This is a genomic window from Acinetobacter sp. YH12070 (genome assembly GCF_013419625.1).
Taxonomy (GTDB): Bacteria; Pseudomonadota; Gammaproteobacteria; order Pseudomonadales; family Moraxellaceae; genus Acinetobacter; species Acinetobacter amyesii.
In genome coordinates, this window is the sequence record NZ_VOZT01000029.1 from 1 (window position 1) to 25,206 (window position 25,206).

Sequence of the window (25,206 nt, forward strand, 5' to 3'; positions counted from 1 at the left end):
TTGTTCCATTTTAGAGATTTGTTTAAGATAAGATATAACTCATTGAGATGTGTCATAGTATTCGTCGTTAGAAAACAATTATTGTGACATTATTTCAATGAGTTATCTATTTTTGTCGTGTACAGAGAAATATTTTGGTAATAAAGACGGATTATTTAAGGCCATTTGTGACTATCGTCGCTGCTTATTTTTCAAAGATATTTGCCTACCATTTACGGTCAGCCCTGACACTGATATTCGTGCATATCTCATCAATACTTTAAGCGACTTTCATCAGCATATTGTGATGCCTGAAAATGCGGCATTTATGCGTTTAGTCTTAGAACAAACTGGACGTAATCCGGAAATAGCACGTTATATTCATGAGCAAGGCCCAAAACAAATTCAGAACACCGTTGCAGAAATTTTAAATCAAGCGCATCAACACGGTTTGCTGTATTGTGAAAACCCGCTATTTTCGGCTCAGTTTTATTTTGGAATTTTGCGTAATTTAGAATGGCGCGTTCTCATGGGCATCACCATTGATGAAAATGATCAAGAAACCATCAATTACATCAGTTATTGCGTTGATCGTTTCCTAGACGGTCACCAAAAGCGCTAGATTTTTTGCAATTTACCTCTCTTATAGTATATTAATCGATTACTTTTTCTCTAACCAACCAACAACTAATTGTTGTTTTGTTCTTTGATTCAGCAATTATTGTGGAGTAACAATGGCTCTACGTCACTTTCTAACTTTACGCGATTTATCGACTTTAGAACTTAACCAAATTGTACAGCGCGGTATCGAACTCAAGCGCAAACAGCATAACAATGAAGTTTTCCAACCTTTCGTTGGTAAAGTCATGGGCATGATTTTTGAGAAATCGAGCACCCGTACACGTGTATCGTTTGAAGCAGGAATGAGCCAATTTGGTGGTAGCGCAATTTTCCTTTCATCTCGCGACTCTCAATTAGGTCGTGGCGAGCCAGTTGAAGATTCTGCACGTGTGATTTCAAGCATGCTTGATATTGTGATGATTCGTACTTTTGGTCATGACATTGTTGAACGTTTTGCTTCTTATTCAAAAGTTCCTGTCATCAATGCATTAACAGATGATCACCACCCTTGCCAATTACTTGCCGATGTTCAAACATTCGTTGAACACCGTGGCTCTATTGAAGGTAAAACGGTTGCTTGGATTGGTGATGGCAACAATATGTGTAACTCATATATTGAAGCAGCTCATATGTGGGGCTTTAAATTAAAAATCGCCGCACCTAAGGGCTATGAACCTAAAGCAGAATTTTTATCTGAATTTGCACACTGTGTTGAACTTGTTGATTCTGCAGAAGATGCTGCAGTTAATGCAGATTTAATCGTGACAGATGTTTGGGCAAGTATGGGCCAAGAAGAAGAACAAAAAATTCGTGAAAAAGCGTTTGCAGATTATCAAGTGAATGAACGCCTGATGGATCTTGCTCACGCTGACTGCTTATTTATGCACTGCTTGCCTGCGCATCGTGGCGAAGAAATTTCTGAAAATATGCTTGACCACAAAAATGCAGTGGTTTGGGATGAAGCTGAAAATCGCTTACATGCACAAAAAGCACTTGTTGAATTTTTAATTAACGAAAATCTTAAAAAAGACTAAGGTTTTACTTAGATAAATGAAGCACCTTCGGGTGCTTTTTTTGTTTTTGCATGCTTTAATAAAACCATAACTTTTATAAGTGATTTAAAATATGCACATTCAAAACAGCTTTTTAATTTTAGTCTCTTTGGGCCTAAGCACCGTTACATTTGCAGCATCTCCAACTGAGTTAGATCAATACCTCGTAAAAAAAGGAATTTTGGATGCTGCATACCAAATCAAAAATAAACCTGCATTAGATGAAATACTTTCTGCCATAAGTGACGAGGACTCTCGTACTCTTCCTTTTCAAGTTGACCAAAATATGTTGATGGAAAAAATGGAAGTTTCAGCAGATAAAATAGAAATCGAAGGAATTATCACCACACCTGACTTTACACAATTTGCAGAATCGGTGGGTCAACAGCAAGTCAAACAACTGATCAAAAAAAATTCTTTACAAAATTGTGAATTACTATTTGAGCATCAATTTCAACGTGTAAATCCATATGTATTAGAGATGGATTTATCTTCACCTCAACAGAAATACGAAATAAAAATCCACAACGCTGAATGTAAATTTAAATAAACATCTGATTTCTTATAGCTCTTGGTTTAACTTCTGCAATGTTTATTACTTAACGAATTAAACCTTGAGGCTGTAATGCAATCACAGCTGCACCCACCAATACAATGATGCCACCTAGCATATCCCATCGCGTTAGAGTTACGTGATCGACAAAACGCAACCACAGCAATGCAGAGAAAATGTAGATTCCACCATAGGCTGCATAGATACGACCCGAAGCTGCTGGATGCAACGTCAATAACCAAACAAATGCAGCCAATGCAAGGGCTGTAGGAATCCATAACCACTGCGATTTTTGCTGATTTATAATCAAATATGGGAAGTGACAGCCTAAAATTTCCATCAATGCTGTTAGTGCAAATAAACCAAATGTGGTCAGCACTTTTGTTAATGGTAAATCCATCATAGAAAAATCCAAATCTAGCGTCGAATAAATATAAAAAACCCGTGCAAGCACGGGTTTTTTATAAATAAATTATTTAAGCAGGTTCAGCGGTTTGGTCTTCAAACACTTCGAGTTTTAAGCCCACAGCTTTACCATTTTCTTTCTTCACTGAAACAGCAACATTGCCGCCATGTTCCGCAAGCTCACCAAACAGAATCATTTCAGCAAGCGGTTTTTTCAAATGCTCTTGGATTAAACGCTGCATTGGACGAGCGCCCATCAAGCGATCGTATCCTTGCTCAGCCATCCATTCGCGTGCATCTTGATCAACCTCAAGAACCACTTTCTTATCATCTAACTGTGCCTGAAGCTCTGTTAAGAACTTATCAACCACACTTTCAATGACCGTTGTTGGCAATGCTTTAAATTGAATAACACCATCTAAACGGTTACGGAACTCTGGTGAGAAGGCTTTTTTCATCGCGTCTTGGTTATCATTACTGTTGTCTTGGTCCATGAAACCAATGCTCACACGTGAAATTGATTCTGCACCAATATTGGTAGTCAGTACTAACACAACGTTACGGAAGTCAGACTTACGACCGTTATTATCTGTTAATGAACCATGATCCATAATTTGCAGTAACAAATTAAAAACATCCGGATGTGCTTTCTCAATTTCGTCTAGTAAAAGTACGCAATGCGGATTTTTATGAATCGCGTCAGTCAGCAAACCACCTTGATCAAAACCGACATAACCCGGAGGCGCACCAATCAAACGAGATACTGCATGACGCTCCATGTATTCCGACATATCAAAACGTACAAGCTCGACGCCTAATAATTTCGCCAATTGCTTAGTGACTTCAGTTTTACCCACACCTGTAGGACCCGCAAAGACAAAATTACCCACTGGCTTATCTGGTGCTTTAAGACCTGCACGAGATAATTTAATCGCAGATGCAAGCGCTTCAATCGCTTCATCCTGACCGAACACCACACGTTTCAGATCACGCTCAAGATTTTCAAGAACGCTCTTGTCATCTTTAGAGACTGTTTTCGGCGGAATACGGGCAATTTTCGATACGATATCTTCAATGTTTTCAACTGAAATGACCGTATCATCTTGCTCAGCTTTTAAACGACGCTGCGCACCAGCTTCATCAATCACATCAATGGCTTTATCAGGCAAGAAACGATCATTGATAAATTTCGCTGAAAGCTCAACCGCAGAAACCAACGCTTGATCTTCGTATTTCACATGATGGAATTCTTCAAATTTGCCTTTTAAACCGCGAAGAATATCAATCGTTTCTGAAATAGATGGCTCATTGACATCAATTTTTTGGAAGCGACGTGATAATGCATGATCTTTTTCAAAGACTTGGCGGTATTCTTGGAAAGTCGTTGAACCGATACAACGCAAAGTACCATTCGCCAAAGCTGGCTTGATGAGGTTCGATGCATCCATCGTGCTGCCCATACTTGAGCCTGCACCGATGATCATGTGAATTTCATCAATAAATAAAATAGCTTCGGGCTTTTTCTTCAAGGCATTTAGCAGTTGTTTTAAACGCTTTTCAAAATCACCACGGTATTTAGTTCCTGCAACTAAAGCACCAATGTCTAAACTAAATACTTCTGCATTTTCAAGCGGTTTAGGTGCTTTGCCATTTACAATGAGCCAAGCCAAACCTTCAGCAATCGAAGTTTTACCTACACCCGGATCACCCACCAAAAGTGGGTTGTTTTTACGGCGACGGCATAGAATTTGAGCTGTACGTTCAATCTCTTTTTCACGACCAATCAGTGGATCTGTTTTGCCTTTTTGAGCTTCAACATTGAGATTGGTCGTATATAGCTCTAATGGGCCAGAATTTGAAGACGTGGTGCTTTCACCATCGAGCTCTTCGATTTCTTCTTCGGCTTGGACTTCATCTTTACGTGTGCCATGTGACAAATACTGCGTTAATGTCAAACGGTTGATTTGATGGCGTTTAAGTAAATACACCGCAAATGAATCACGCTCTGAATACATCGCAACTAAAATGTCTGCACCTTCTACAGTGCGGTCATTTCCACTCGATTGCACATGGAAAATTGCACGCTGCAAAATACGATCAAAACTTTCTGTAGGATGTGGTGCTTGATCGCTATTTTCGCCAAGCTTAGGGGTATGTTGTTCTACGTATTCTTCAAGTTCTTTGCGAAGCACAATAATGTCTGCGCCACATGCTTTCAATGCATTAACAGCGGAATCATTATCCAGTAAAGCCAATAATAAATGTTCTACCGTCAAAAATTCATGTCTCTTTTGACGAGCCATGCTGACAGCCAAACGTAGTGATACTTCTAATTGACGACTGAGCATGTAATCCCCTTATTAATCTTTTGGCTCAATCTGACAAAGTAATGGATGACTTTGCGACCGAGCGTAATTATTGACCTGATTTGCTTTAGTCTCTGCGATGTCTCGCGGATAAACCCCTGCAACACCCTTTCCTTCATAATGTACAGTTAGCATTACTTGAGTGGCTTGGTCAAGATTCAAAGCAAAGTATTGTTGTAAAATTTCAATTACAAAGTCCATTGGGGTGTAATCATCGTTCATTAAAACGACAGCATACATAGGAGGACGCTTTAACTCAGGTGGCGCAGTCAATACTTGAATGTCTGAATCACCATCATCCTGCGTACCTTGGCTGAGAGTCGGGTTTAGATGCCAGTCCACTAAACCAGATTGGTAAAATGAATTTTTAATGTCAGATAAACACGTTTGACGCTTATTGGTTCGCATAGGATTTAGGTTTCACACTTAGTTTGCACTTGCTTCAGTTTGAGGAATTTCTGAAAGGAAGGCAGATTGATTTTCAACAGGCTGACCTTTCGACCAGCTAAAACGGCGAATAACGGGTTTAGAACCGGTTAAACGCACTTCAATAAAGTCTGGACTAAAGCCTTTTGGCATGGTCCAACGTCCAGTGAGTCGCTCACTTTCGCTAAAGTTAAAGTTTTTGTCTTCTAAAGGCACTGCAAGTACTTCTGTACCCTTAATTAGACGCAGCTCAACACTTCCAGATACATTACTTTTTGACGGACTTACTTGAACGAGATCAAGTTGGTATTCATACGCATTTTCAGGTAACGATTTAATCGCTAAATGTTGTACTGCAAGCGGCATACCCCCACGTTGGCGCAATACTTCACGATACAAAACACCCAAATTACCGGTTAACTCTTGATCATCACGTGCTTTTTTAACGGCCAAATATAAATCATTTGAATTACTTACAGCGACATCACGCTCTTGAATTGCCGCATTCAAACTTTTATTCAGGCCTGCTAATTCAGTTTTTTGCTTTTGCACCACATCAACCAGTTGCTCTGCATCTGCATCATATCCGACCACTGTTAAGCCCTGACGATGACCGATACTATATCCGAGCAAACCGCTGCTCAATGCAAGTACAACTGCACCAATCGCCAGTGGCATATTCGTCTTCATAAAAGGCGTTTTTTCACTGTTTTCAGGTTCTGACTTGAAATTAGATTCTGTATTCGACATCGTCATCTCTTATTTTTAGTTCACTCAAGGCACACATTTAAATCCAGTTTTAAATGTGTGTGAAGTTTTAAATCGTTTCTTATGGTAATAAACCAATGCCTTGAAGTCCTGCATTTTCAGCAAAACTAAACATCAAGTTCATATTTTGTACGGCTTGACCTGCTGCACCTTTCACCAAGTTGTCTTGAGCCACCAAAATCACCAATTTTTTCGGTTGAGGTTTGCAAATCGCAATACGTAATTGGTTCGCACCACGCACAGTACGTGTTTCAGGTGAGCTACCTGCAGGCATAACATCTACAAACTGCTCATTGGCATAGAACTGTTCATATATGCTTTGTAAATCCGCAGAAGCACCTGCGTCTGTCAAATCAATATAGATAGTGCTGAGCATGCCACGAATCATCGGTACTAAATGCGGTACGAATAAAATTTCGTTAAACACACCTTTTTGACCTGAAATATTTTCTAAGGCTTCTACAATTTCAGGATGATGACGGTGACCCGCTACACCATAAGCTTTAAAGTTATCTGCATTTTCAGAATAGATCATACCCAGGCTGGCTTTACGACCTGCACCAGACACACCTGATTTTGCATCAATAATAATGCTTTCAGGTTTCACTAATCCTTCAGCTTTTAATACTGGCGCTAAACCGAGCTGAACAGTTGTTGGGTAACAACCTGGGTTACCAATCACTGAAGCCTTTTGAATTTTTTCACGGTTTAATTCAGACAAACCATAAACTGACTCTTTTAATAGCTTTGGACATGCATGGTCTAGGCCATACCATTTCTCAAATTGAGCTAAGTCTTGCAAGCGGAAGTCAGCAGCAAGGTCAATCACTTTAGTATTTGCAGCAACTAACTCTTCTGCGTGTTTCATTGCAACACCGTGCGGCGTCGCAAAGAATACAACGTCACATTGTTTTAGTTCTTCAATATTTAGATCTGAATAGCAAAGGTCTGTATGTGCACGCAAGCTTGGGAACATATCATCCACACGGCGGCCATTTTCAGTACGCGAAGTTAAAACTTTCACTTCTGCATTTGGGTGTCGCAGTAAAATACGCAGTAATTCAACACCTGTGTAACCTGTACCGCCGACAATACCTACTGAAATCACGCTCTTTACCTCTATTCAAAGTATCCATTTGATGACTGCGTAGTATGACAGGAAGTTACGGTTTTCTGAACTGTTTTGACATATAAAGCTTCACTTTATAATGTTAGCTTATCTTCTGAATCCTATTAAGTCAGATCATGCATATAAATCCTGATCATTACCTATCCACAGCTCAAGGTCGTGTCTTCACTAAAGAAAGAAATATTCCAGCATGACAATGCTGTTTTGACGCTTTTAAGCATGAATTAAAAACTAACCCAAAGGTTAAAATCATTTATATATTGATCGGATGCCAAGGGGCTGGGAAATCAACTTGGGCCAAAAACCAAATATCCCGCGAACCTGAAAATATTATTTTTGATGCTATTTTAGTAAAGCAATCTGAACGTCTACCGATAATTGAGCAAGCTAAATAATTGGGTAAAAAATGCGTTGCTGTATGGTTTCAAATCCCGCTCGAAGTATGCATAAAAAGAAACGCTCAACGCCCTTCAGATGAAATAGTCGATCTGATGGCATTAACCAATGTTTATTACGCATTAGAACCGCCTACATACCAAGAAGGATTTGATTTAATTGAAATAATATATTAAGAAATGCTTTAGTGTTTACAACTTAGTGCCTTTAATTCAGAGCACCCACCACCAAGGCATTGCCGTCATTTTTAGTATTTTTCGATGCTGCTGAAAATTTATATCATGCTTTTGCACTTCAGCCCAAAAGTTTGGGCTATGGTCAAAGTGCTTGGTATGCGCTAACTCATGTACAGCCACATATCGTACAACTTGCTCTGGAAACAGCACCAATGCGCTATTCAGCATAATATCATGGCGCGCTGAACAGCTTCCCCAGCGCGTTTTGGGCTGACGAATCGAGCACTCACCATATTTCAAGCCTGTTTCACTGCTCACTTGCTTTAAATAAATTGGTAAATACTCTTTGGCATAAGCAATCACAAAGCTTTTTAAATATTGCTCAGGCTGTCGATCACTGATGAATAGTTGATGGCTTTCGTCATCCAAGATAAATGAATGTTTTTGCGTTTGATAAACAACCATTAACGGTTGTTCTAAATTAAATAACTTTAATTTTATTGGCAGACTTCGATCCTGCAGCCCTGCTTTTTCCTGCTGCTTCTGCCATGTCTCAATCATCCATTGTTCTGATTGTTTCAGAAAATCTTGAACTTGGCGCTGTGTACAAAACTGGGGAACCGTTAATTTAATTTGAGTTGGTTCTACACGCAGCCTTAAGCGTGTGGCACGTAATTTTCGGGTGATTTGAATTTCAGGAAGGTTGGGAGTCATATTTTTTATTAATTTTAAATCCTCCCTAACCCTCCTTTTACAAAGGAGGGAAAATCACCTAAATAAATTCAGGTGAAAAGTCCCCCTTTATCAAAGGGGGACTTTAGGGGGGATTCTAATAGAACAGATTAAACCGCAGTACGCTCTTCAATACCATTATCAGTTGCAACAACAGCAATATCCGCTTTGTTTAATGCAAAGATGCCGTTACACACTACACCCGGAATGTCATTCAATGTCTTTTCAAGCTCTAATGCATTTAAGATATTTAAGTTGTGTACGTCTAAAATTACATTACCGTTATCTGTTACTACGCCTTCACGGTACACAGGATCGCCGCCTAAAGAAACGATTTTACGTGCCACAGCAGAACGTGCCATTGGAATCACTTCTACAGGAAGCGGAAATTCACGTGCTAACTGATCAACCCATTTAGAATCATCTACGATACAAACGAATTTTTTCGCAATAGACGCCACGATTTTTTCACGAGTCAACGCAGCGCCGCCGCCTTTAATCATGTGCATATGACGGTCGATTTCATCAGCGCCATCCACATAGGCATCTAAACCGCCAACGTGGTTCATATCAACCACTTCAATGCCTAATTTTTTCAAACGTTGTGCAGTTGCTTCAGAACTGGCAACCGCAGCTTCAAGTTGAAGCTCTGGCAATAATTCGATGAGGAAGTTCACAGTACTTCCTGTACCAACACCCAAAATACCGCCCTTTGGCAAATGCTTTAACGCAGCTTTTGCGGCAGCTTGTTTCTTTTCATCTTGGGTAGCATACAGACTCATAACTTGGCTCAACTATTTTTTGACATTTGTTGCTGATTTTACAGCCCAAATGTACGGGTGTTTGTTACAATGAACGCCTATTTTAAACTGTTAGATGGAAAATTAACATGCTGTCTCGTTTGGTTCGACAAATATTACAGGCAACGGTCTATGACGTTGCAATCGAAACCCCACTCGAAGCAGCGCCACGAATTAGTGAAAAACTAAACAATAACATTCGCTTTAAACGCGAAGATTTACAACCTGTCTTTTCTTTCAAGCTACGCGGTGCCTACAACCGTATTAGTCAATTACCGAAATCTCAGTTGGAACGTGGCGTTATTACTGCTTCTGCAGGTAACCATGCTCAAGGCGTGGCTTTATCTGGTAAAAAGTTAGGTATCCGCGCCATTATTGTTATGCCTAAAACCACACCAGACATTAAAGTACAAGCGGTTAAACGCTTAGGCGGTGAAGTAGTTCTGCATGGTGATTCTTTTGACGTAGCCAATAAATACGCAATCCAATGTGCAAAAGATGAAGGTATGACCTTTATTCCACCTTATGACGACGAACTCGTTATGGCCGGTCAAGGAACCATTGCCAACGAAATTTTGCGTCAATGGCGTGATGTAGACTATGTATTTGTTGCTGTGGGCGGTGGTGGTCTCATTGCCGGTGTAGCTGCTTACTTAGGTGATGTGGCACCGCATGTTAAAGTCATTCCTGTTGAATATGACGAATCAGCATGTTTAAAAGCAGCCTTTGAAGCTAATGAACGTGTCATTCTTCCATCTGTAGGTTTATTTGCCGACGGTACAGCAGTTGCACAAATTGGTGAAAAACCATTTGAAGTGATTCAGCTACAAAAATCAGATAACTCAGGCCCAATTGTTGAGCGTGAAGTTGTACTGGTAAATACCGATGAAATCTGTGCAGCGATTAAAGATACCTTTGATGAATGCCGCAGCATTGTAGAACCGTCAGGTGCAATGGCGCTTGCAGGTATTAAGAAGTATGTTGCTGAGCATGGTCTAGAAGGCAAAAATATGGTGTCAATTGTATGCGGCGCCAATATGAACTTTGACCGTCTGCGCTACATTGCAGAACGTACCGAACTGGGTGAACGTAAAGAAGCGATCTTTGCTGTGACCATTCCAGAAGAAAAAGGTTCTTTCCTTAAATTCTGCCGTGCACTACAAGGCCGTAACATCACTGAGTTTAACTACCGCGCAAGCTACTCAAGTGCCGCTCAAGTGTTTGTGGGTATTAGTCTCAAAAATGGCGAAAAAGAACGTCAGGAAATTTTTGAAACTTTGAAATTCCAATACGATGTAGACGATCTTTCAGACGATGAAGTGGCTAAACTCCATATCCGTTATTTAATTGGCGGTCATGCCGATATCGAAAATGAACGCCTATTCCGCGTGGAATTCCCCGAACGTCCGGGCGCATTACTGACTTTCTTAGAACGTCTAGGCCCAACGCATAACATCACCCTATTCCACTACCGTAACCACGGTGCTGCTGAAGGTCGTGTATTGGTGGGTATGGAAGCAACGGATGCGAAACAAAACCCAGATGGTTTAATTGAAACATTGGAAAATATTACCTATCCATATGTTGAGATTACCAATAACCTCGGTTATCAACGTTTCTTGAAATAAGTAAAATTTCTATATGAAAGCTGGGATCTAGGTTCCAGCTTTTTTATTTGCATCAACTATTTCCTGAATCAAAATAAATAAATTCATCAAATTAATTCATCAACGCTGTCATTGTTGGTAAATTCACCATACCCTATAATCCATTGAAAATAAAACAAAATGGATATTTAAAATTGAATTTTTATGCCTTATTTATGATCGTCATTGTGGGTTTAGGTGGATATTTTTATGTATATCCGGCTTATCAACTTAAGCAAGAGGAAGATAAGATTCGTCAAAGTATGAAACAAATTCCAAATCAGTCACGTACGCAAAATCTAGAAAATATTTACGGCTATACCGCGCAGGCTGAAATGCTGAATCAATATCCAAATTACATTGTATATATTCGCTTTGATGAGCTAAGTGATCAAACCGCTCCCGAATCTGTTCAAACCATTATCCGTGAATTTTCATGCGATGGCTTAAACCGTTTAAAGAACAATTCCGAGCTTGTTCGTAAAGCCACTCTTAATGTCATTAAAGAAGATCAGCATCAATTTCAATACATTCTAAAAAACAAATTAGGTTATGAAATTTTTAAATACCAACAAGTTATGGATAATTGCCCCAATATTACTGAACTTTATGCCTATCAAAATGCTGAAGAAATTAAAAATTAGAGCTTTTCGGTTTAGATGGATTATGTAAATTTCCATAGCCGCTCTAGGCTGAACAAGCTAACATCAACATATTCAATAACTTTAGAATAATTTAGGAATACGGCATGGCTCAATTCGCTGTGATTGGCTTAGGAAGTTTTGGCGCAACTGTAGCCACTGAACTCATGGGTTTAAAACACGATGTCATTGGAATCGATAGCAACAAAAAGTTTGTTGAAAGTATTTCGGACCAACTGACCCATGCAGTGATTGCTGACGCAACAGATGAGCACGTTTTACATGAACTCAATATTCAAAATTGTGAAGCCGTCGTTGTCGCAATTGGTGAAGATATTGAAGCCAGCATCTTATGTGTGCTCCATCTTAAAAACATGGGGATCAACAAAATTTGGGCCAAAGCCAAGTCCAAAGCGCATCACATGATTTTAACCCATTTAGGCATCAGCAAAATCATCCATCCTGAAGAAGATATGGGTGTCCGTGTTGCTCAGTCACTGAGTTATCCGATGGTGAGCCGCTACATGGTGCTCGAAGATGACCATTATTTGGTGAAAGTTGAAATTAAAGAGTCACAACAAGGCACGCGTTTAAATCAAATAATGGATCATGTCCCTGAAGTGAAGACGATTCTGCATAAACGTGGCACCGAGCTTCAATATAGTTTAGATCCGAACCTGATTTTACAAACAGGCGATATTTTAGTGGTTGAAGGTTTACTCGAACATTTACGTCGACTGGCTAAACACTTTAAAGCAACTTTGTAATCAGCGTCGAGCTCCTTTTGCACATAATCACGCAAGATGACAGTAAAAAAACATGAAACTTCACAATAAACAGCGTAATACCATTAATCTCAGCCCACCCAGTATTTTGGCATTGGGTTTTCTTGGGCTCATTATCATTGGCACCTTGCTGTTAAAACTCCCTTATTCACATCATGGCGATTTAAGTTGGATCAATGCCCTCTTTACAGCGACCTCAGCCGTAACCATTACAGGACTTTCGGTTGTAAATGTCGGCGAAGCCTATACTGTGTTTGGTAAAGTCGTGATTATGGGTTTACTACAATGCGGCGGTCTCGGCTTTATGACCTTTGCGATATTGGCCGCTATGAGTTTGTCCCCTAAAATTGGGCTAAAACAACAAATTATGGCTCAAGAAACCATTGGACAAACCAGCCTTGCCAAAGTGACCATGACTATTAAAGGCGTACTGCTTTATTCGCTATTTTTTGAAATGGTGGGAACGGTTATTTTGACCATCGCTTGGATGCAAGAATACAATTTTAACCAGGCCCTGTTTTATGCTGCCTTTTATAGTGTTTCAGCATTTAATAATGGTGGATTTTCATTATTTCCTAATAGTTTAATGAGCTTCGCTGACCGTTATTTCATTACGTTTACCATCAGTATGCTTTACATTATTGGGGGTATTGGCTTTTTGGTACTGATGGACATTAAGCGCAATAAAAGTTGGAAAAAACTCAGTACCAATAGCAAGCTGATTTTATCGACTATTGCGGGTTTAAATGTCTTTGCCTTCATCACCATTTGGTTATTAGAAGCCAATAATGCTGCTACCTTAGCTACGATGTCACTTGGTGACCAAGCCCTCAACGCGTGGTTCCATGCAACGGTTCCGCGCTCTTCGGGTTTTAACAGCTTACCTATGGAAAGCATGAGCGATGCATCATCACTCGTCACGATGTTACTGATGTTTATTGGAGGTGGTTCTCTCAGTACAGCTGGTGGCATCAAAGTCGGGACGTTTATTATTGTTGTACTCAGTGTGGTCAGTTTTTTAAGACGTGAAGATGAACTGCGTGTGTTTAACCACTCTGTTTCAGAAAAAACCACCTTTAAAGCATTAGCGGTAATTTTCATTACAGTAACGTTGATTTTCATTGGCTTTTTCAGTCTATTGCTTCTCGAACCTGATAAACGCTTTTTAGATTTGTTGTTCGAAGCGGTATCCGCTGCTTGCACCGTTGGTCTATCTCGTGGCATCACCAGCGACTTACAACCTGCTAGTTTAGTTGCCCTGATGTTGTTGATGTTCGCAGGCCGTCTTGGCCCCTTAACACTGGCCTATCTGATTGCCACACCGAAGAAGAGTCGGTTAAAACACCCGCCTTCTGAGATCCAAATCGGTTGATTTATACATTTTCTCTCAGTCATAAAAAACCACGCCGTAGCGTGGTTTTTTTATTTGCGAATCTTTAGAACCAATTCATTAATGACACACCGACACCGACATAGGTTGCCCGATGGTTATAGTCAATCAGGCTTTCACCATAGCCATCAAACAATTGAACTGTGCCGCGCAATTTACCATTGATTGGGAAAGTCCAATCGAACTGCACAGCACCATGTGAATCATCACCACCTTTCAATGAATGACGTAACATCAAACTAAAGTCATGATCTTTATGACGATAAAATGCTGTTAAATCCCCACGTCCCACATAATCGGTAATATCTGGGTTGTTATCATCTTTGGTATCTTCTTCGAAACGATACCAAGGACGTAACATCAGTGCAAAATTGTCACGTTCAAATCCTAGATTTAACATAACACGGTTCCAACTCCGCGATAAGGGATCAGAACGCCCATTAGACTGATGGTTAAAAGTTAAGCCCAGCATACGCCAGTTCAAACCCAAGAGTTCATAGTTGGTACGAAAAACCAGACTGGCTTCAGGCTCATAGTTGGTTTCACGGAATGGTCGAGATTCATCTTCGTTGTAGACTTGCCAACGAGAAGACTGGGTATAGCCCAACCAGATATCACCATTATCACCAAATAAGTTTTCAACAGCTTTGGTTTTTAATGACAATTGGAACTTGGCTTCCATCGATTTCAGGTTTTGTTCCTGATCGGCTTGTACCGTGTTGTTTTCATTCGGGCTTGATGGACGTTCATTTTTATCTGAAGTCCAGTATCCCGGCATTAAATACACAGGTTGATAGCCACGAATATTCCACGTCCCTAATTTACTTTCTGGAGAAAGCTCCCAACGACTATCCAATAATGAAAGGTTTGGATTAAGGTTCGGTGCTTCTACAGCGAATAAACGGTCCGTAAACGCATGACTGACTTTTTCTTTGAATGTCAACTTTTCAGTCGGTTCAGGTTTAATTTCTTGTGCGGCTTGACGCTCAGAAACCAACATTTCTTTTTCAGCAGGTTGCACTTTAAACAAAGCGTCATAACACGATAATCGCTCTGCATTTGACTCAAGTGCCACACATGCTTCAGCGGTAGCTGGTTTAACAGCCACTTCCGCATTTTGTGCATTTACAGTACTGACATACATTGAACTGAGCGCAATGAGGCTCAGTTGCAATGTCGTACGCTCAAGAGATTTGAACGCCATAAAAACCCCTTTTTTGTTTTAATTCACTTGTTTTATTTCGAAACCAAGCTCAACCAAAGCCTCTCGCTTCGCCACCGGTGCAACCACAGCTTTTGTCGGTTGTTGTTCAACCAAGTACGCCACAGCAACACGTTTTAGATCATCCAAAGTCACATTCAACAGACGTTCACGTAACATTTGACGGAAAGCTGGCGTGCGTTTATGCAATAAAGCATAACAAGCTGTAATGGCTTCACCCGCTGGTGAACCCGGTTTATCCATGCTGGCAATTAGACCCAAAATCGCTTCTTCTAGCTGATGAGGTTGTTGTTCAGCATTCAGTAGCCACTGCACACTTGCGTCAAAATCTTTAAACGTTTCAGCTAAACGTGGGTCACGGTAGCTATAGAAACGGAATGAACATGCATTGCCGTCATAGCTTGCTCCGCCACCATAAGCACCACCTTTTTCACGAATCGCGCTATGCAAGAAGCCATTACGTAGATAAGCCGCCAAAATCATTAAAGGTGCTGCATCTGGATGTGACACTTCCACCGCAGGATATGCTGAAGCGCAGAACTGAACATTGGCTTGAATGAGCCAAGCTTCGTCATTGTTGCTATCTGCAAAATTCACTTGAGTTAAAGCATGTGGGTTATCATCAATCGCCACTTTATCCCAAATGGTTTGAACTTCTTCAACCAATCGGTCTGAATGATGCTCCTCACACACCACCAAGAATTGTTTTGGTGCTTTAAGCAAACGGTTGTGAATTAACTTAAGCTCATCAATCAAGGCATTATAAGCCGTGTCGTCTTGCTCAATTTTGCTGACAAGTTCTGACAGCCAGTTCAGCGCGCCTAGGCCTGTATTATGATAATCACGTAGCGCCAATGCACTATGTTGACGACCTGCAATTTGCATTGCATAACTATGACCAGAACCAGATACACGTGACTGCCAACGTGCTTTACGTTGTTGCAATAACTCTACGATACGATTTTTTTCATCAAAACGTAGCTGTTCAAAAGCCAATTTCAATAAGCGAATGGCTTCAAGATTATTCACCAATGATTTAGTGGTCAACGTTAGCCAAGCACTAATTTGACCTTTATCATCCACTTTTGAACGCAGCGATGCCCCCATACCTAAACCGCCACTCACAGCTGTTTGCAACTGTTGTAGCTCTAAGTAATCGTATTCACCTGCACCAACTTCACCCATCAAAATCGATAAGAGATTGAAATACGGCGATTGCACCACTTCATCAGGAATCTGAATCAAAACTTGTTGGTAGTAAAGACCATTGGTGCCTGCGTGGTAAAGATTTAACGGCGTATCCAAGCCATTACTGATAATTTCGCGTAATTGACCTTGTACAATCTGTAATTGTGCAGGAACGTCTTCTAAACCTACTTTAGGCAATAGGTTCAAATCATCTGGGGTATCTTGACGAATGTTCAGTGCTTCAGTCTGCGCAATAATCTCTGCTTTTTGCGCTTCAGTTAAGTTCGCATCAATTTCTTTTAAACGTGCTTTTTCTGCTGCCGCTTCCAACGCATTTTTTTCAGCATCTGGAACCAAAGTTAATTGCACACGATGTTGATTATCAAGCAAGTAGGTTTTGATTAAGTTAGATAACCACATTGGGTCTTTCAACTCTTCCTTCACTTGTTCAATGGCCGTATCCACATCCCAAACATCTACAGGGTCTGAATGGTGAATCGCACTGCTTAAACCATTCAGAATTAAGCTTAGGCCATATGGTGTACCATCACCATTGATTTCACGCTGATGCAATTCAATCTGATGTAAAATCGCCTCAACTAAAGCCGGATCAACAGGCTTAGCCGCAACGTCTTCTAATACTTTAAACACGCCATTTTTAAATTGTTCTGCATGCTCAGGGTTGGAACCTTGAATTGCACAGTAGAACGTCATTTCATAGTTTGAGTCATCTACGCCCATAAATGGACCAGTAGACTGCGCATAACCACAGGTTTCTAAGTAATGACGTAAAGGTGAAGCAGAATCTTCAAGCAATACACCCTCAACCAAACGCATACCTAAACGTAATTTGATATTACTTGCTTCTGGCAATAACCAAGAAAGTACATGATAGGTTTTGTCTTTAAGGTCTTCAGCATCAACTGCATATGTTTCGGTTACCGTTACAGGCGCAGTTAAACGACGCTCAGGTTTTGAATACAACGTTTGACCTTTTTCAAATTTTGACAAAGCAAGCGTTTCAAACTGTTCTTGTAAATTATATGCAGGCTCATTACCAAAGGTCATAAACACCGCATTACTTGGGTGATAATGTGATTTGTAGAAACTGACCAACTCTTCATAGCTTAAGTCAGGAATGTCTTTAGGATCACCACCTGAGTTGTAATGATATGTCGTTTCTGGGAATAAATGATGGGCAAGTTGGTGATACAACTGATCTGAAGGTGAACTCATGGCACCTTTCATTTCATTAAATACCACGCCTTTATATACAGCTTCTCCATTTTCTAGCTCAATACGAATCCCTTCTTGCGCAAAATCAAGCGGGTTCAAATTCGCAGCAAAAGCAGCATCCATATAAACTTCTAACAAGTTTTGGAAATCTTTTTTGTTTTGCGTTGCAAATGGATATGCCGTCCAATCCGCTGCGGTAAACGCATTCATAAACGTATTGAGTGAACGGCGAATCATTAAAAAGAATGGGTCACGTACAGGGAACTTTTCTGAGCCACACAGTGCTGTATGCTCAAGAATATGCGCCTCACCTTTTGAATCCATCGGCTGCGTACGGAAGGCAACTAAAAATACATTTTCATCATGGTTTGTGGCTAAGTGATAATGCACCGCGCCAGTCACTTTGTGTTTATATTCAGACACTAAAATGTCTAAAGCTTCAACATGATGTTGACGAATCAACTGAAACGCGGGATGTACAGTTTGAGAAATGGTTTCAGTGACATCTACAGTCATGTGTGCTCCTAATCTATTCATTTAAATTAGGCAAAGTATACCTTAAAAAATCACAACTAGATTCACCGAAACGACATTTCCAACTGTTTTAATCAACTTGAACTTTAATTTTAAAAATCACTTGTTTTCGCACTAAAACATTTAGACAGATTTTATGGATTGCCTATCATTTCGTGTTGACCAATAGACGCAAATCACAATCGCCAATAACAATACAAAAGAAGCCATAAAGCGACTTAAATCCAATCCACCTGAACTGATGGGCTTATCTAAAAAATCGCCGACAACTGCGCCCAATGGACGTGTCAAAACAAAAGTAGCCCAAAATAAAATCGTCTTTGAGACCCGACTAAAAAAATACAACAACGCCATCAATACGATTAGACCACCAAATAGCCATATACCACCGCTATAGCCTAATCCTGCACTATCGGAAGTCCAGTCCCCCAAAGCTGTACCTAGCGTTTGAGAAAATGTAATCGTCAACCAATAAAAGATCTGTGTTCGCGGCAAATTCACCACGCTTGGATTGATCGAGCCTTCGACTCGATACCAACTAAAAAGCGATACGAGCACCAAACTGAGTAACAGAAAACTACCACCCAAGTAGCCAATCCCTAAAGAACGATCTACAAAATCCGCTAAAGTCGTACCGACCGTAGTACTGGCAATAATCGTGGCCCAATATAAATAAGGTTTATAGGCTTTGGACTGTATTTGAAAATACAGCAGACTGATAAATATGCCTGCGAAAATAAAGGTACTGAGTAAATAGCCCAAATTTAAGGACATGGACAGTGCATCACCACTGGTTTCACCAAAGGTGGTCGCAAAAATTTTGGTCAACCAAAACAGCGCGGTAATCTGGGGGACTTTTTTAACGTAGTCTTGTAGTTCATGCACTTGCATATGCATATTCATCACTCAATGCAGTTATTTTGATGCTTATATCTTCGATAACTGAAATGAATTTTTGCTTAAAATAAGGCACTCTTTTTTTAGAATTGTCACAAGAAAAAAAGCACCCGATATCGGATGCTTCATTTACAGTATTTACTGTCTATTTGTGGATTTAAAACTAAACTAGATATTTAAAATAATTATAATTTGGATGACTTTCGACATAGACATAATTCTGTTTTTGATAGAATTTTGCAGCATTTTTAAGCTCAGTATTTAAGCACAGTGCAGAAAAGTGTTTTTTTGCACCCTTTTCCAATTCCACCAATAGCTGCTTACCCACGCCATGCTGACGATACTGCGGATGCACATAGAAACGGCGAACTCGTCCAATCCGTTCTTCTACACCAGTATCACCCCATTGCTGATTTAAACCGCCACAAGCAATTAATTTATCGCCATCATAAGCAAGCAATAATTGCTCACCCGTTTGGTCAAAACGATTTTTACCACTTTGATATTCTTCAATTAAACGGTGTATAAATGTATAGCCTTCATGCTGCGCCAAAGCAGCAATATTTTCGATTTGAGCAGGAAGTTGCTCTGCTGGACGAATCGTAATTTCCATATATTCACACTTTTAATCTGTTATCTATTTATGATGACCAAATCATCTTGATTCAGTCTGAACACCCTATAGCTCTATAAAAGTAAAATTTTTCGATTTGCACAATAGCAAAGCTGATTAAAACGGCAACTAATTCAAAAAAAATGTAAAAATATAATGGATTTGCCCGATTTTTATACACACTTGTCCTTTAATTGAATTTTTTTCAACAAACTACAGCAATCCTGAGCATTCGTGTAAACTTAGCACTTTCATTTTTTTGATGTGAACATACAACATGGCAACTGTTGACCTTTTTGCAATTGGTAATGCACTTATTGACCAAGAATTTAAAGTCTCTGACGAATTCCTAATTCAACACAATCTGCAAAAAGGTACGATGCAACTGACAGATGGCGATACTCAAGCAGCCCTTTATAACAATCTAAAAGCCACTCAAGAATATAAAGGTCAAGCTTCTGGTGGTTCTGCAGCAAATACAACGGTTGCTTTTAGTGCTTTAGGCGGAACTGCATTTTATGGTTGTCGTGTCGGCAATGATGACTTAGGTCAAATTTACCTAAATGGTTTAAACGACGCTGGCATCCAAACTGCAACTCAATCAATCAGTGAAGGTGTAACTGGCACATGTATGGTATTGGTCAGCCCTGATTCTGAACGTACGATGCATACTTACCTCGGTATTACTGCGGAATTGACTGATAGCCAAATTGATTTTGGCAGCTTAAATACTGCGAAATGGTTATATATCGAAGGTTATCTTTCAACATCAGACAGCGCACGCCTTGCGGTAAAACAAGCACGCCAAATCGCCAAAGCCAATGGTGTACAAATTGCATTGACCTTATCTGATCCAGCAATGGTGCAATATGCACGTCAAGGTCTAGATGAATTACTCGATGATGGCGTGGACTTATTGTTCTGTAATGAACAAGAAGCACTGATGTATACAGAAACAGATCATTTAGATGCTGCACTTACGAAATTGCAATCACTAAGCAAACACATTGTCATTACATTAAGTGCCAAAGGTGCCTTAATTCATAATGAAGCCGCAACATTTACCGTGCCAGGTCGTAAAGTTACCGCAGTAGATACCAATGGTGCTGGTGATGCTTTTGCTGGTGCTTTCCTATATGCACTCAATGCAGGTCATGACTATCAAACGGCTGCTGAACTTGCCATCTTGATCTCAAGTGAAGTTGTGGCTCAGTTTGGTCCACGCCTAGCAGTTGAAGACTATGCTCAGCTTTTACAATCATTTCAGAAGGAATGTGCTTAATGTTTAAAATTTGCATGACGGATGATGTGCCTGAACGTGAAGCACGATCATTCGAAACGCCTGAAGGTGAAACGATTTTTATCACCCAACGTGATGGCATGTTTTACGCTTATCAAAATAACTGCCCACACTTGCACGTGGAACTTGAGTTTCTTGAAAATCAGTTTCTAGATCGTGACCAAGAGTTTATTGAGTGCTCAACACACGGCGCACTGTTTATGGTCGACTCTGGGGAATGTATTTCTGGCCCATGCCAAGGTCAAGCCCTTGAAAAAGTGAACATTAACGTGCATTCTGACGGTGGAATCTACCTCACAGAAGAATAAACACTGGAATACAACCATGTCCGCATTTTTAACAGACTATAACTTAATACCCTTTCATTTAAGTTTATTGGCCGTACTGTTATTGGGCATGGTTGAAACCATTGGCTATTACATCAATATTAGTCCTAGCCAAGTTTTGAAAAGAATTGCCCCACAGCGCATACAAGAATTGGCATTATTGAATGTCAAATTTTCCAAGACTCTGATTTTGTTCTTTCTACTGATGAATTTTAGCTTTGCAGGCTATGTACTTCAGTTCTGTATTCACGCTAAAGAAGGTCAATTCGTTCCCGCTTATTATCTTATTTTACCTGCGTTGATTATTGCCATATTCTTTACGGTATTTATGATTCATTGTTTGGATCAGGTTGTACCGCCCAAATATAAAAAACAAACCGTTAACCTACTGGGTCGTCTAGCAACCATTTCAAGTGGAAATGCCCGTCCCGGCTTTTCGGCTCAAGCGCGTGTGCGTGATGAGTTTGGTCAACTACATTATGTGCAAGTTGAACCAGAGTTTGGTGAGTTAGAATTTCAGTCAAAAATCATTTTGATTCGTCAAAAAAAATCACACTATATTGGCAAAAAAATCAGTGTGTCGAACCGTTTATTTAATCCATCTTAGCGTCACATTGTTATCATTTTTCAAATCATAAAAAAGCCAGAATTCTCTGGCTTTTATTCAATCTAATACCATCAAATAATATTGTGATTAACGCTTAAGAAAACCTGAGACCAAATTCATCACTTGTTGAATATCAGCATTCGCTTCTTGCTGATTGGTTTGTCCAGCTTGTGGCGTCAATGAGTCAATAATTTGTGGCAATACCGTTGAAATTGCACTATACACATCTTGTTTCTGAGTTTGTGTTTCTTGTGCAACTTGCTCCACTTCGGCATCATCAAATAAATTTTGTACTTGTTGATTATTCACAGCAGCATTATCGCCAGGGCCTGTAGATACCCAATCATCAACCTGACTGCTCAAGCCCTGTCCACGTAATTTATCCAAAGCACCTTGTAGGCCACCTTGTTTTTGAATCCAAGCCAGCACCAGAGGTAACACTGCTACTAAAATGGTTGAAGCATTGCCACCACTACTACGTTGCTGCGGCTGCGCTGCACCACCTAGTTGGCCCAACACAGAGCCAAGAATTCCACCCAAACCACCCGCTTGGTTTTGAGCATTGTCTTGGGTATTTTGAGTGCCTGCATTTGCACCCAATTGACCCAGCACCGAACCTAAAATACCGCCCAAGCCACCTTGTTGATTTTGATTGTTTGCACCACCAAGGGCCTGCTTTGCTAAAATCTCAACAATATTATTTAAATTTGTCATTTTATTTTTCCCAGTGAAACCTAGATAAACTTAATTACAGCATACGTGGGAAAAGACAAATTTTTCATAAATGTTTGTTAATTTTTTGCAATTTTTCACAGGCTAAGTATTTGTTACCAACGGAATTTATCCCAGTTTTCAGGATTTGCCCAAAATTTAGAGTTAAACCAATCTGGAATGTGTTTATAAGTCAAAATATTAAACTGCCATAAAGCAAAATCACTTTCATGCGTGGTTTTATCAATGAGCTGAGTAAAGCCTAAAGCACGTAATAATTGTTCATCGTGTAATTTACTCACCACTACGATGCGTTTAGCGAATAGGTCTCGTAATTTTACCAACATCTGCGTTTTCTGCTGCTGATCCAAACTCAACATGGTTTCAGTATCAAGAATCACAAATCCAAGGTCAAAACGCTGGGTAAAAGGCAGATTTAAAAACTCAGTTACGTTAAAATGTTGCCATTGAATTGGATGAAATTGATTGTATTGCTCAAGATCCTGACCAATACAGATTGCGGTTGAAATTGGCTGCTCTTTTGACAAATCGTCTAGCATAGAAGTGATGACATTTTGTTCAGCCATTGACCGCATCCTTAATAATGAAGTGAGTATTCGTATGGAACTACAAGGCATTTGCCATAAAATGCATGCAGGTCTTAAAGACCTTAGTGTAACTGATCAACATACACACAAGGCAAATGTTGAGTATAAATTTATTCTAGATCGCTCAGAAGTTGATCTACCATTTAGCCTTGGCCAAGAAATAGAAATCGAAGCCACGGGAAATATCTACTGCATTTCTTGCGGCGCAAAAACACCTAAATCGTATTCACAAGGTCATTGCTTCAAATGCATGAAAACTAAGGCTTCTTGTGATATGTGCATTATGAAGCCTGAAACCTGTCATTACCATCTCGGGACTTGCCGTGAAGATGATTTTGCCCATGAAGTTTGCTTTCAACCGCATATTGTCTATTTAGCCAATTCAAGTGCCTTAAAAGTCGGGATTACTCGCTTGGGTCAAATGCCTACACGTTGGCTGGACCAAGGTGCGACGCAAGCTTTGCCTATTATGAAAGTTGGTTCACGTCGTTTATCTGGTCAGCTTGAAGTTATGTTTGGTACGCAAGTGGCCGATAAAACTGATTGGCGTAAATTGCTCAAAGGTGAAGCAGAACTCATCAACCTGATCGAAATTCGCGACCAATTGGTTGAAGAATTTGCACCTAAAATTCAGACCATTCGCGAAGAATTTAGCCAAAATTTAGAGTTTAATGAAACCGTTGAACTGCTAGAAGATGAGTTGCCACGCCAATTTATCTACCCGGTAGAAGAATATCCTGAAAAAATCAAATCACATAATTTGGACAAAACACCGATTATTCGAGGAAAATTACAAGGGATTAAAGGTCAGTATCTGATTTTGGATACCGGTGTGATCAATATTCGTAAATACACGGGCTATGAAATTAAAGTACGTACTTAAATCGACTCAAAGTATCTAATTAAGTTTAAAAAGCGAGATATTTCTCGCTTTTTTTCACCCAATTTGCTGATCTGATTCATTGAACAGTTGAAAGAAATTTTAAATATGGCAACGCCATTAACTGCTCCGCTTCTAAGATAGGCATATGACCAACATGGTCTAAAATCAGAGGCTTTTCGGCTTTTTTAAATAAGCGTCTCAGTTCTTCTGCTACTTCAACATTGATAATCTGATCTTGCTTCCCCCAGATAATAAACACAGGTGCATCAATGCCTCGTGCAGCCAAAGCAAAGGACTCTGGCGTATACAAGGTGGCCATTTTTTGCAGTTGCTCCACCATTTTATTGGTTTGTTTAGACTGAACGATCATCAACTTTTCTTGCCCAATTTTTAATTCTTGTGGAATAAAAGGCGGAGATTGCATCACGATCTTCATCACGCGATCAAAATCACCAGTTTTTCTGACCACTAGCTCTGCAAGCTTTGCCGTATCTTTTAGATACGCTGTATTGCTCGACTTAAAGACACCTGCTGAATCCACCAACAATAAAGATTTCACTTCTAAGGGATACTGAGCGCTATAGAGCATGGCAATTGCACCACCCATCGAATGCCCTGCGATATGTAAATTTGGATCTAACTTTGCAGCATCTATAAATCGTCGTAATTTTTCAGTTAAATTAGGAATTGATAGATCAAATTGATCTGCGACAATAGTTTCTCCATGTGCTGGCAGATCTGGAATAATGACATGATAATTGGGCGTTAAATAACGGGCAACTCGGTTCCAATTATCACGCGTGCCTGACAAACCATGCAGCAACAGTAGCGTCGGTTTTCGTGGATCTCCTCCTTCACTGTATGTCCATTCGATTTCATTATTTTTGACTTTTTTACTACTCAAGCCCGCCCAAGCTCTTTCCTGCTCTAAAACTTTTTGAAAGTTTAGTTCTGCAGCTTGAATACTACTGGCAACGCAAATCGTTAGTAGCATCTGTATCATGTGTTTAAAATAATGATCCATCCATCGCAATAACGGGTTCTTTAAACGTTTACATTGAGGCATATACAGAGATATCATCCACTTAATCCTTTGTCGTGATGAGTTATTTCTTCTTCATATTATTTTTTTGAGAACACCAATCTACGATGCTAGAGTCGATATTTCATTTGCTAAATCTTTTAAATAAAAATTATATCTGTCAATTTAAGCCAA

Annotated in this window: 25 protein-coding genes; 11 read left to right on the top strand and 14 right to left on the bottom strand. The window is 39.9% G+C overall.

Annotated features, from left to right (window positions below; all coding sequences use genetic code 11):
• Window positions 1-97: 97 nt before the first annotated feature.
• From FTU17_RS09835 to FTU17_RS09845, 3 genes are all read left to right on the top strand, one after another.
• Window positions 98-601 (top strand): TetR/AcrR family transcriptional regulator C-terminal domain-containing protein, encoded by a 504-nt coding sequence (locus FTU17_RS09835; RefSeq protein ID WP_180135311.1) that lies wholly within the window; start codon window positions 98-100, stop codon window positions 599-601.
• A 112-nt stretch (window positions 602-713) separates the two neighbouring features.
• Entirely contained in the window at window positions 714-1,634 is a 921-nt protein-coding gene (gene argF, locus FTU17_RS09840; RefSeq protein WP_078193464.1) for an ornithine carbamoyltransferase, read from the top strand.
• Between the two features lie 91 nt (window positions 1,635-1,725).
• Complete coding sequence (locus FTU17_RS09845) at window positions 1,726-2,202, top strand: hypothetical protein (protein ID WP_168379811.1); 477 nt, start codon at window positions 1,726-1,728, stop codon at window positions 2,200-2,202.
• 49 nt (window positions 2,203-2,251) lie between these two features.
• Here the strand turns inward: FTU17_RS09845 and FTU17_RS09850 are convergent, their stop codons facing one another.
• The 7 genes from FTU17_RS09850 to rpiA form a co-directional block, all read right to left on the bottom strand.
• On the bottom strand, window positions 2,252-2,605 hold the full coding sequence (locus FTU17_RS09850; protein ID WP_168379812.1) for a YnfA family protein: 354 nt from the start codon (window positions 2,603-2,605) through the stop codon (window positions 2,252-2,254).
• 76 nt (window positions 2,606-2,681) lie between these two features.
• Entirely contained in the window at window positions 2,682-4,958 is a 2,277-nt protein-coding gene (gene clpA / locus FTU17_RS09855) for an ATP-dependent Clp protease ATP-binding subunit ClpA (protein WP_078188640.1), read from the bottom strand.
• 12 nt (window positions 4,959-4,970) lie between these two features.
• Window positions 4,971-5,384 carry an ATP-dependent Clp protease adapter ClpS gene (gene clpS, locus FTU17_RS09860; protein WP_078188641.1) on the bottom strand — a complete coding sequence of 138 codons (414 nt, stop codon included), beginning with the start codon at window positions 5,382-5,384 and terminating at the stop codon, window positions 4,971-4,973.
• Between the two features lie 18 nt (window positions 5,385-5,402).
• Entirely contained in the window at window positions 5,403-6,152 is a 750-nt protein-coding gene (locus FTU17_RS09865) for a hypothetical protein (protein WP_180026241.1), read from the bottom strand.
• Window positions 6,153-6,231: 79 nt separating this feature from the next.
• The gene (gene argC / locus FTU17_RS09870; protein WP_180135313.1) at window positions 6,232-7,278 is read right to left on the bottom strand and encodes an N-acetyl-gamma-glutamyl-phosphate reductase; all 1,047 of its coding nucleotides are present in this window, start codon (window positions 7,276-7,278) and stop codon (window positions 6,232-6,234) included.
• A gap of 629 nt (window positions 7,279-7,907) precedes the next feature.
• The gene (locus tag FTU17_RS09875) at window positions 7,908-8,585 is read right to left on the bottom strand and encodes a SprT family zinc-dependent metalloprotease (RefSeq protein WP_180135315.1); all 678 of its coding nucleotides are present in this window, start codon (window positions 8,583-8,585) and stop codon (window positions 7,908-7,910) included.
• 128 nt (window positions 8,586-8,713) lie between these two features.
• Window positions 8,714-9,385: a ribose-5-phosphate isomerase RpiA gene (rpiA, locus tag FTU17_RS09880; RefSeq protein WP_078188646.1), complete on the bottom strand. Its 672-nt coding sequence runs from the start codon at window positions 9,383-9,385 to the stop codon at window positions 8,714-8,716.
• A 107-nt stretch (window positions 9,386-9,492) separates the two neighbouring features.
• Here rpiA and ilvA point away from each other — a divergent pair, with 107 nt between their 5' ends.
• The 4 genes from ilvA (at window position 9,493) to FTU17_RS09900 (ending at window position 13,847) form a co-directional block, all read left to right on the top strand.
• Complete coding sequence (gene ilvA / locus FTU17_RS09885; RefSeq protein WP_180004662.1) at window positions 9,493-11,031, top strand: threonine ammonia-lyase, biosynthetic; 1,539 nt, start codon at window positions 9,493-9,495, stop codon at window positions 11,029-11,031.
• Between the two features lie 173 nt (window positions 11,032-11,204).
• Entirely contained in the window at window positions 11,205-11,693 is a 489-nt protein-coding gene (locus FTU17_RS09890) for a hypothetical protein (RefSeq protein WP_180135317.1), read from the top strand.
• Between the two features lie 104 nt (window positions 11,694-11,797).
• On the top strand, window positions 11,798-12,457 hold the full coding sequence (locus tag FTU17_RS09895) for a TrkA family potassium uptake protein (RefSeq protein ID WP_168378595.1): 660 nt from the start codon (window positions 11,798-11,800) through the stop codon (window positions 12,455-12,457).
• A gap of 52 nt (window positions 12,458-12,509) precedes the next feature.
• Complete coding sequence (locus tag FTU17_RS09900; protein WP_168378596.1) at window positions 12,510-13,847, top strand: TrkH family potassium uptake protein; 1,338 nt, start codon at window positions 12,510-12,512, stop codon at window positions 13,845-13,847.
• 64 nt (window positions 13,848-13,911) lie between these two features.
• On the opposite strand, the gene FTU17_RS09905 is transcribed toward FTU17_RS09900, so the two are convergent.
• The 4 genes from FTU17_RS09905 to FTU17_RS09920 all read right to left on the bottom strand — a co-directional run bounded on the left by FTU17_RS09905 (window position 13,912) and on the right by FTU17_RS09920 (window position 19,555).
• A complete protein-coding gene (locus tag FTU17_RS09905) occupies window positions 13,912-15,069 on the bottom strand; it encodes a phospholipase A (protein WP_180007814.1) in 1,158 nt (385 codons plus the stop codon).
• An 18-nt stretch (window positions 15,070-15,087) separates the two neighbouring features.
• The gene (locus FTU17_RS09910; RefSeq protein WP_180135320.1) at window positions 15,088-18,027 is read right to left on the bottom strand and encodes an insulinase family protein; all 2,940 of its coding nucleotides are present in this window, start codon (window positions 18,025-18,027) and stop codon (window positions 15,088-15,090) included.
• Between the two features lie 141 nt (window positions 18,028-18,168).
• A complete protein-coding gene (locus tag FTU17_RS09915) occupies window positions 18,169-18,942 on the bottom strand; it encodes a hypothetical protein (RefSeq protein ID WP_180135331.1) in 774 nt (257 codons plus the stop codon).
• A gap of 163 nt (window positions 18,943-19,105) precedes the next feature.
• On the bottom strand, window positions 19,106-19,555 hold the full coding sequence (locus FTU17_RS09920; protein WP_078188654.1) for a GNAT family N-acetyltransferase: 450 nt from the start codon (window positions 19,553-19,555) through the stop codon (window positions 19,106-19,108).
• A 277-nt stretch (window positions 19,556-19,832) separates the two neighbouring features.
• On the opposite strand from FTU17_RS09920, the gene FTU17_RS09925 reads away from it, so the two are divergent.
• The 3 genes from FTU17_RS09925 to FTU17_RS09935 are packed head-to-tail and all read left to right on the top strand — an operon-like array spanning window position 19,833 to window position 21,788.
• Window positions 19,833-20,837 carry an adenosine kinase gene (locus FTU17_RS09925; RefSeq protein ID WP_180004657.1) on the top strand — a complete coding sequence of 335 codons (1,005 nt, stop codon included), beginning with the start codon at window positions 19,833-19,835 and terminating at the stop codon, window positions 20,835-20,837.
• Window positions 20,837-21,163 carry a Rieske (2Fe-2S) protein gene (locus FTU17_RS09930; RefSeq protein ID WP_180004656.1) on the top strand — a complete coding sequence of 109 codons (327 nt, stop codon included), beginning with the start codon at window positions 20,837-20,839 and terminating at the stop codon, window positions 21,161-21,163. Before FTU17_RS09925 ends, FTU17_RS09930 begins: the two co-directional genes overlap by 1 nt.
• Before the next feature lie 16 nt (window positions 21,164-21,179).
• Window positions 21,180-21,788, top strand: coding sequence for an OB-fold-containig protein (locus tag FTU17_RS09935; RefSeq protein ID WP_168378601.1), 609 nt, complete (start codon window positions 21,180-21,182; stop codon window positions 21,786-21,788).
• Window positions 21,789-21,875: 87 nt separating this feature from the next.
• Here FTU17_RS09935 and FTU17_RS09940 read toward each other — a convergent pair whose 3' ends face one another.
• Together FTU17_RS09940 and FTU17_RS09945 are read right to left on the bottom strand one after the other, a co-directional pair.
• Window positions 21,876-22,502: a YidB family protein gene (locus FTU17_RS09940; RefSeq protein ID WP_180022149.1), complete on the bottom strand. Its 627-nt coding sequence runs from the start codon at window positions 22,500-22,502 to the stop codon at window positions 21,876-21,878.
• A 113-nt stretch (window positions 22,503-22,615) separates the two neighbouring features.
• Window positions 22,616-23,086, bottom strand: a complete 471-nt coding sequence (locus FTU17_RS09945) for a DUF6231 family protein (RefSeq protein ID WP_078188659.1) — start codon at window positions 23,084-23,086, stop codon at window positions 22,616-22,618.
• A gap of 34 nt (window positions 23,087-23,120) precedes the next feature.
• On the opposite strand from FTU17_RS09945, the gene FTU17_RS09950 reads away from it, so the two are divergent.
• Window positions 23,121-23,990: a DUF2797 domain-containing protein gene (locus FTU17_RS09950; RefSeq protein WP_180135333.1), complete on the top strand. Its 870-nt coding sequence runs from the start codon at window positions 23,121-23,123 to the stop codon at window positions 23,988-23,990.
• Between the two features lie 76 nt (window positions 23,991-24,066).
• On the opposite strand, the gene FTU17_RS09955 is transcribed toward FTU17_RS09950, so the two are convergent.
• Window positions 24,067-24,984, bottom strand: a complete 918-nt coding sequence (locus FTU17_RS09955) for an alpha/beta fold hydrolase (protein ID WP_373684066.1) — start codon at window positions 24,982-24,984, stop codon at window positions 24,067-24,069.
• Window positions 24,985-25,206: the final 222 nt, after the last annotated feature.

Excerpts from the sequence above, each read along its gene's own strand:
- FTU17_RS09900 (WP_168378596.1), top strand. The coding sequence starts at position 12,510 with ATGAAACTTCACAATAAACAGCGTAATACCATTAATCTCAGCCCACCC.
- FTU17_RS09945 (WP_078188659.1), bottom strand. The coding sequence starts at position 23,086 with ATGGCTGAACAAAATGTCATCACTTCTATGCTAGACGATTTGTCAAAA.
- clpS (WP_078188641.1), bottom strand. The coding sequence starts at position 5,384 with ATGCGAACCAATAAGCGTCAAACGTGTTTATCTGACATTAAAAATTCA.
- FTU17_RS09920 (WP_078188654.1), bottom strand. The coding sequence starts at position 19,555 with ATGGAAATTACGATTCGTCCAGCAGAGCAACTTCCTGCTCAAATCGAA.
- FTU17_RS09950 (WP_180135333.1), top strand. The coding sequence starts at position 23,121 with ATGGAACTACAAGGCATTTGCCATAAAATGCATGCAGGTCTTAAAGAC.
- clpA (WP_078188640.1), bottom strand. The coding sequence starts at position 4,958 with ATGCTCAGTCGTCAATTAGAAGTATCACTACGTTTGGCTGTCAGCATG.
- FTU17_RS09895 (WP_168378595.1), top strand. The coding sequence starts at position 11,798 with ATGGCTCAATTCGCTGTGATTGGCTTAGGAAGTTTTGGCGCAACTGTA.
- rpiA (WP_078188646.1), bottom strand. The coding sequence starts at position 9,385 with ATGAGTCTGTATGCTACCCAAGATGAAAAGAAACAAGCTGCCGCAAAA.
- FTU17_RS09955 (WP_373684066.1), bottom strand. The coding sequence starts at position 24,984 with ATGCTACTAACGATTTGCGTTGCCAGTAGTATTCAAGCTGCAGAACTA.
- FTU17_RS09905 (WP_180007814.1), bottom strand. The coding sequence starts at position 15,069 with ATGGCGTTCAAATCTCTTGAGCGTACGACATTGCAACTGAGCCTCATT.
- FTU17_RS09850 (WP_168379812.1), bottom strand. The coding sequence starts at position 2,605 with ATGGATTTACCATTAACAAAAGTGCTGACCACATTTGGTTTATTTGCA.
- FTU17_RS09940 (WP_180022149.1), bottom strand. The coding sequence starts at position 22,502 with ATGACAAATTTAAATAATATTGTTGAGATTTTAGCAAAGCAGGCCCTT.
- FTU17_RS09875 (WP_180135315.1), bottom strand. The coding sequence starts at position 8,585 with ATGACTCCCAACCTTCCTGAAATTCAAATCACCCGAAAATTACGTGCC.
- FTU17_RS09845 (WP_168379811.1), top strand. The coding sequence starts at position 1,726 with ATGCACATTCAAAACAGCTTTTTAATTTTAGTCTCTTTGGGCCTAAGC.
- FTU17_RS09930 (WP_180004656.1), top strand. The coding sequence starts at position 20,837 with ATGTTTAAAATTTGCATGACGGATGATGTGCCTGAACGTGAAGCACGA.
- FTU17_RS09935 (WP_168378601.1), top strand. The coding sequence starts at position 21,180 with ATGTCCGCATTTTTAACAGACTATAACTTAATACCCTTTCATTTAAGT.
- ilvA (WP_180004662.1), top strand. The coding sequence starts at position 9,493 with ATGCTGTCTCGTTTGGTTCGACAAATATTACAGGCAACGGTCTATGAC.
- FTU17_RS09865 (WP_180026241.1), bottom strand. The coding sequence starts at position 6,152 with ATGTCGAATACAGAATCTAATTTCAAGTCAGAACCTGAAAACAGTGAA.
- argF (WP_078193464.1), top strand. The coding sequence starts at position 714 with ATGGCTCTACGTCACTTTCTAACTTTACGCGATTTATCGACTTTAGAA.
- FTU17_RS09835 (WP_180135311.1), top strand. The coding sequence starts at position 98 with ATGAGTTATCTATTTTTGTCGTGTACAGAGAAATATTTTGGTAATAAA.
- FTU17_RS09915 (WP_180135331.1), bottom strand. The coding sequence starts at position 18,942 with ATGCATATGCAAGTGCATGAACTACAAGACTACGTTAAAAAAGTCCCC.
- FTU17_RS09910 (WP_180135320.1), bottom strand. The coding sequence starts at position 18,027 with ATGACTGTAGATGTCACTGAAACCATTTCTCAAACTGTACATCCCGCG.
- FTU17_RS09925 (WP_180004657.1), top strand. The coding sequence starts at position 19,833 with ATGGCAACTGTTGACCTTTTTGCAATTGGTAATGCACTTATTGACCAA.